We start from the raw sequence: 5,792 nt of genomic DNA on the forward strand, positions 1-5,792 counted from the left end.
AAGTTTAATATGAGGGGTCGTACCTTCAGCTTTACGTTTTTCAAGCTTTTGCAGCTTCTTGGGTTTTACATAGTTCTCTTTAAGTTGTTCGACTACTTTCTCTGCTTTTTCTTCACTTGGAAGATAAGCGACGGTTTCGCCATCCACCGACAGCCCTACAGCATCAACCGCAACGGATAGGTCCTGCTTCAGTGCGTCCACAACTTGATCATTATCAGTATTCGGGGTGAATGTTTTCTCGGGAACAAAAGAAAGATCCTCCCGAAGGTTTACATCCAGCTTCTTATATTTACCTTCTGCTTGATTGAGCCGCTCTTCTACGTAGGATTTCACCACGGATTTGTCATCCACCACTCCGAGATGTTTATCTCCTACATAAACGTGGTAAGTAGTTTGAAGACTGTTATCCGCATAGACGGTTCCCACACTCACACCGATTCCAAGTATTGCCGTAAGCACAATTTTTTTCGTCCATCCACTCTTCTTTCTCACACTATATTTCCTCCCACATAAATTACCCGTCTCTATTTTTTATAATTTTATATATTTTTTAACACTTCCTTAATCTATCATAGGGAAATTAGCGAAGAAATAGCTTATACATGATGTAATCGACTTATAATAATCATGCCAAAAACATGAAATTTATTATTACTTTTTCCAATTTACGTGTAATTCGTAACCTAAAACCTTGTCAATCTTCCTTTGATTATTACATTCAGATTACAAACCCGCTGAACCACTAGAAACTTTTTCTAATTGATTTCTTAAAAACTGGAAACAAAGGATGGTTATTGGTAACATTTCTATGGATTTCCGCGCTGAGATCAGGAAATCTTTAACTTAATTTCCATTTTATTTATTTAACTATCCTAAAATTAAAGATAAAATTAAAAACCATTCATAGAGAAAAGCTATTTCTCATGAATGGTTTTTTGAATAATCCTTATTAATCGTATAAAGCATGCGTTATCGTCAAAAAATAACTCTATCTTAGGATGGAAAGGTGGAGGAAAATGAGTAAAAAAGACAAAAAGCCTGACAACCAATTTAAAGAAAACAAAAATCATGGAGAACACCGCAACGGCCGTAAAGCCCAATTCAAAAATCACTCTACAGAATTCGGCGAAGAACCTAACGAATACGTAAACAATAAAGTCCAAGAACCAACCGGCATCATCCCAAGCGAAGAAGATAAAAAGAAATAATCAAAGGCGGAGAGGAGCGGTTAGATCCTCCGGGCTAAGCAAACACCCGTCACCCCGCTCAAAAATATAAAAGGAGTCGTGCAGCGGATTTGTGCACGACTCCTTTTATTTAAACCAGCCTTTTTCCTTAAACCGGGAAATCGCTTCAATTCGATTCGTCACCTGCAGCTTATCGAGAATAACGGATACGTAGTTTCGGACAGTTCCTGGTGTAATGAAAAGTTCGCTTGAAATATCTTTCGTGTTTTTCCCTTCAGCCATTAGCTGAATCACCTGGATTTCACGGTCGGTTAATGGATTCTGGTTTTCCGTACCAAAGGCCACATCCACTAATTCAGGGGCAAAAATCCGCTGCCCTTCCATAATTTTTCGGATGGAAGTTGCTAATTCTTCACTTGGACTATCCTTCAATAGATAACCGCTCACACCGGCTTTTTGGGCTCTTTCAAAATACCCGGGCCGGGCAAACGTTGTTAAAATAATGATCTTGCAGGGATACTGCTGGAGCTCTTCTGCTGCTTCCAGACCGCTTTTTCCCGGCATTTCAATATCCATTATACAAATGTCCGGCTGGTGCTGTTTAACGAGCTGACAGGCTTCTTCTCCATTACTTGCCTGCCCGACAACTTCCATCCCCTCTTCTAAATCAAGTAAAGAACCAAGAGCTCCTAAAAGCATGAGCTGATCTTCGGCGATGACAATTCGAATCATACCGGATCCTCCTTTTCCGATTGTTGATTTACATTAGGAACCCGAATATTTAAGGTCGTTCCTTGTAACGATACGATCTCTAAACTGCCGTTCACGAAATCTAAGCGTTCTCTCATTCCCTGCAGCCCGCGACCGTGAAACGACTCCTTTTTCTCTTTAATTCCAATTCCATTATCTTCTACTTTTATTAATACCTCCGTTGGGGATTGTTTAATCATCACACGGCACCAGGTGGCTTCACTGTGCTTCACGATATTCGTCACTGCCTCTTTTAAGCACATGCTGAGAACATTCTCAACGAGTAACGGGGTATTGGCAAGGGAAGGATCTCCTTCTAACTGAAACTCCATTTCCTTGGCTTGAATGATCTGCCGGACGCGGATCAATTCATCCTCAAGCTTCGCGCGGCTCATATTCGACACCATTTCGCGAACTTCCTTTAAGGCTGTTCTAGCGGTCTGTCTGATGTCGTGAATTTCATTAATAGCAGATTCCGGTTTCACATGAATTAACTTACCAGCAAGGTCACTCTTCAGTCCGATGAGAGAGAGCTTCTGCCCTAGAGTATCATGCAGGTCCCTGGCTATGCGCTCGCGCTCCTCAATCACCATGAGCTGTGAAATTCGTTCATTCGCATCCTCTAGTTCGTCTTCCAGCTCGTGCTGCTTATTTCGATAGCGAATGGTAAACGGAAGCAGGATGACCCCGATAATCGTAATGATGATAAAAGGCAATTGCGGAAACAGCGACTCCTCTTTTAAAAAGAATAACAGCGCGGTCGCAGCAATGGTCGTTACCAGATGGACGATGTAATAGGATAGAAACCCGCCTCTATGATTAATGTTCCCGATGATAAACGCTAGGAAGAGGGAGAAATATACATAGCCAAACACTAGGGTTAAGGCAAGGCTGATGAGAATATCAATACTGACCCAGAAATAGAACAAATGACTTTTGGATTGAAACGAACGCCGATAAGAGAGAAAGAATCCAGCAACTAATAAGATGCCGAGAAGGATCTCAAGAATCGATGACGTTTTAAATATAAAAAAGAAGGGCAGCAGATAGAAGATAATCCATATATAAGAGCTCAGCCCGGTGTTTTTGGGAATGATGTGATACCAGTTCTGCATAACGCGCTCCTTTCGACTAACTTTATTCTCTCTTTAAAGAATATACCAAATGCTTAAAGGTTGTCATGTTCAAAGGGATAAGGAAAAGCCCATCCCGCACCATGCGGATGGGCTTTCCGATTGATTATTTCTGCTGCAGGCTCGGGCGCTTACTGTTCATCATCTGTCTAGTCTTAGGTTTAGCCAGGTACGGCTTCACCTCTTTAAAACTGACAAATGTTTTATGCTTCGTATCATACAGTCGAAAGCGGATTGATTTCAGGCTGGAAGCAAGCGTGATCGTTGTCGCCTTCTGGAGCGGCGGTGTTTGCTCGTGCGCTTGTTCCAAATGATAGTTGGGAACTCTCGGGCTCAAATGGTGTACATGGTGGAAGCCGATGCTTCCTGAGACCCACTGTAATATTTTTGGAAGCTTATAATAGGAACTTCCATCCACTGCAGCTTTCACAAAGTCCCACTCGTCTTCATCTTCAAAATAGGAATCTTCAAACTGATGCTGGACGTAAAACAGCCAAATGCCAAGGGATCCGGATACATAGAGCATCGGAATTTGAATCATAAGAAATGCCTGCCAGCCAATTGCCCAGATTAACAGCGTATAGATCGCTGCAATCGAGAAATTGATGAAATACGTATTCATTCTTTCCTTGCGCTTGGCACCTTTACGATTAAACCGGTTGGAAAATAAGAATAGATAGATCGGTCCTAGTCCAAACATAACCAGAGGGTTACGGTATAAGCGGTAAGCTAAACGTCCCCAGAAGGTAGCCGCTACATACTCGTCCACCGTCATCACCCAGACATCGCCGGTTCCGCGCTTGTCTAAGTTTCCGCTGGTCGCATGGTGAATCGAATGTTCACGTTTCCATTTATCGAAAGGAAACAAGGTTATGATACCGGTCAGCGTTCCAATGACCCGGTTCGCTTTTTTATTTTTAAAATAGGATTGGTGAGTACAGTCGTGAAAGATAATAAAGATTCGTACAACAAATCCCCCAGCTATGATTGAGAACGGAAGGGAAAGCCATACAGAAACAGATAAACTTTGATAGGCAAGAAACCAAAGCATTAGAAATGGCAGAATCGTATTTAACAGCTGCCGCACTCCTGCCATTAAATCAGGTTTTGCAAATGAGGCGACACTTTTTTTAAGTTCTTGTTGTTTTAATTTACTCATATGTTTACTCCTAACTAAATCACGATTTGGAATAACTCTCTTTATCATCATAGTCAAACAAAGTCCTTGTGGTAAGACACAAACGTCAGGCTGCCTATATGACACTTGTCATGGATGTGAGTTTTTTATAAAAAAAGGGTCAAAATTTTCCTATTTATGGATATATGTAAACAATTCCTTTCCCGGTTGCTGCCTGGATGTGGTACTATTTTTATCATAATTCTTCCCATTATTCGTGGATGTTTCAAAAAAATAAATGTCAGAAAGGGGAGCCTTCGAATGGAGAACCGTCCTGCACCTTATACACCTAAGCAGCCAGAGTTTTGGCGGGTAACCATTGCATTAATGCTTGCCTCCCTGCTTATATTTTCAACTTTATATGCTTTTCAGCCTTTACTGCCCGTGTTCGTAAACAAGTTCGATGTAACAGTGACCCAGTCGAGCTTTCTCGTATCGGCCGCTGTTATTTCGATGGTGGCGGGTCTATTCGTGCTGGGATTTATGGCAGACCGTTATGGGCGGCTGCCGTTAATGAGAATCTCCCTGGCGGTCACGGTCGCCATTTTAATTTTGATCCCGTTTGTGGACTCTTTCGAATGGATGGTCATCCTGCGCTTTGTCCAAGGCTTTTTCCTGGCGGGAATCCCTGCTGCGGCGATGGGGTATTTAGGAGAAGAAGTAGCACAGAAGGATCTAGGTCTTGCGATGACTCTTTATATTTCAAGTAATGCCTTAGGAGGGATGGGAGGACGAGTCGCTGCCGGCTATCTGACAGACCTGTGGAGCTGGCAGACTACTTTATTCCTGTTAGCTGGATTTGGACTTGCCGCTCTGCTTCTATTTATTTTGCTGCTGCCAAAGGAAAGGTTTTTCACGAAGGAAGATAAGCCGCTGAGAGAGGATATGCGGGGGATGCTCGTTCATCTGACGGACCGGCGGATGATTGCCTTATTTATGATGGGAATGGTGCTGCAGGTGACGTTTACAGCCATCTGGACCTACTTGCCGTTTCACTTGCAGAACCCTCCATACAACTGGCCGTTAAAATGGGTATCGTTCACCTACTTGGCCTATATTCTAGGAGTTCTTGCTCCGCCGCTCGCTGGCCGGATTTCTAACCAGTACGGGCTGTCTAAAGTGATGCTCTCAGGCGTAGCGGTGCTATTAATCGGCGCCTGGCTGACTGCCGCTTCTCCGGTCACTTTTATCATCATCGGTCTTGCCGTTCTCTGTACAGGATTCTTTATTGCTCATTCCATGGCGGCAGCTCTTGTGAGTAAAACGGCGGAGCATCATCGAAGCGGGGCGTCCGGGTTTTATTTGATCAGTTATTATATTGGAGTTGCGGTCGGGAGCACGGCGATCGGCAAGCTATGGGAAACTTTCGCCTGGATCGGGGTGCTTGGGACTAGTATTGTCTTCTTATTCGTGCTTATTTTTCTTCCTGTTTATAAGAGGTTGTGAAATTTTTCAGGATCAATTTCAAGACCATTCGGGCCCGTTGCCAAGAAAGAGATAGGTGGCTAAGGAAACAACTCGCTTTCCTGCGGGGGAACTGGCAAG

Annotated in this window: 5 protein-coding genes and 1 pseudogene; 2 read left to right on the top strand and 4 right to left on the bottom strand. The window is 43.2% G+C overall.

What is annotated here, in order from left to right; all coding sequences use genetic code 11:
* A pseudogene (locus Q7A53_RS20775) lies at positions 1-492 on the bottom strand (hypothetical protein); the annotation flags it as partial.
* Positions 493-1,016: 524 nt separating this feature from the next.
* Between Q7A53_RS20775 and Q7A53_RS20780 the strand changes: the two are divergent.
* Positions 1,017-1,208 carry a hypothetical protein gene (locus tag Q7A53_RS20780; RefSeq protein ID WP_411791130.1) on the top strand — a complete coding sequence of 64 codons (192 nt, stop codon included), beginning with the start codon at positions 1,017-1,019 and terminating at the stop codon, positions 1,206-1,208.
* A gap of 105 nt (positions 1,209-1,313) precedes the next feature.
* Here the strand turns inward: Q7A53_RS20780 and Q7A53_RS20785 are convergent, their stop codons facing one another.
* The 3 genes from Q7A53_RS20785 to desA form a co-directional block, all read right to left on the bottom strand.
* A complete protein-coding gene (locus Q7A53_RS20785) occupies positions 1,314-1,919 on the bottom strand; it encodes a response regulator (RefSeq protein ID WP_411791131.1) in 606 nt (201 codons plus the stop codon).
* Positions 1,916-3,052 (bottom strand): sensor histidine kinase, encoded by a 1,137-nt coding sequence (locus Q7A53_RS20790; RefSeq protein ID WP_411791132.1) that lies wholly within the window; start codon positions 3,050-3,052, stop codon positions 1,916-1,918. Before Q7A53_RS20790 ends, Q7A53_RS20785 begins: the two co-directional genes overlap by 4 nt.
* 124 nt (positions 3,053-3,176) lie before the next feature.
* Positions 3,177-4,229 (bottom strand): Delta(5) desaturase DesA, encoded by a 1,053-nt coding sequence (desA, locus tag Q7A53_RS20795; RefSeq protein WP_411791133.1) that lies wholly within the window; start codon positions 4,227-4,229, stop codon positions 3,177-3,179.
* Positions 4,230-4,508: 279 nt separating this feature from the next.
* On the opposite strand from desA, the gene Q7A53_RS20800 reads away from it, so the two are divergent.
* Positions 4,509-5,693, top strand: a complete 1,185-nt coding sequence (locus Q7A53_RS20800; RefSeq protein WP_411791134.1) for an MFS transporter — start codon at positions 4,509-4,511, stop codon at positions 5,691-5,693.
* The last annotated feature ends 99 nt before the right edge of the window (positions 5,694-5,792 follow it).

The sequence above is a fragment of the Halobacillus rhizosphaerae genome (assembly GCF_046719735.1).
GTDB classification, from domain to species: Bacteria; Bacillota; Bacilli; order Bacillales; family Halobacillaceae; genus Halobacillus_B; species Halobacillus_B rhizosphaerae.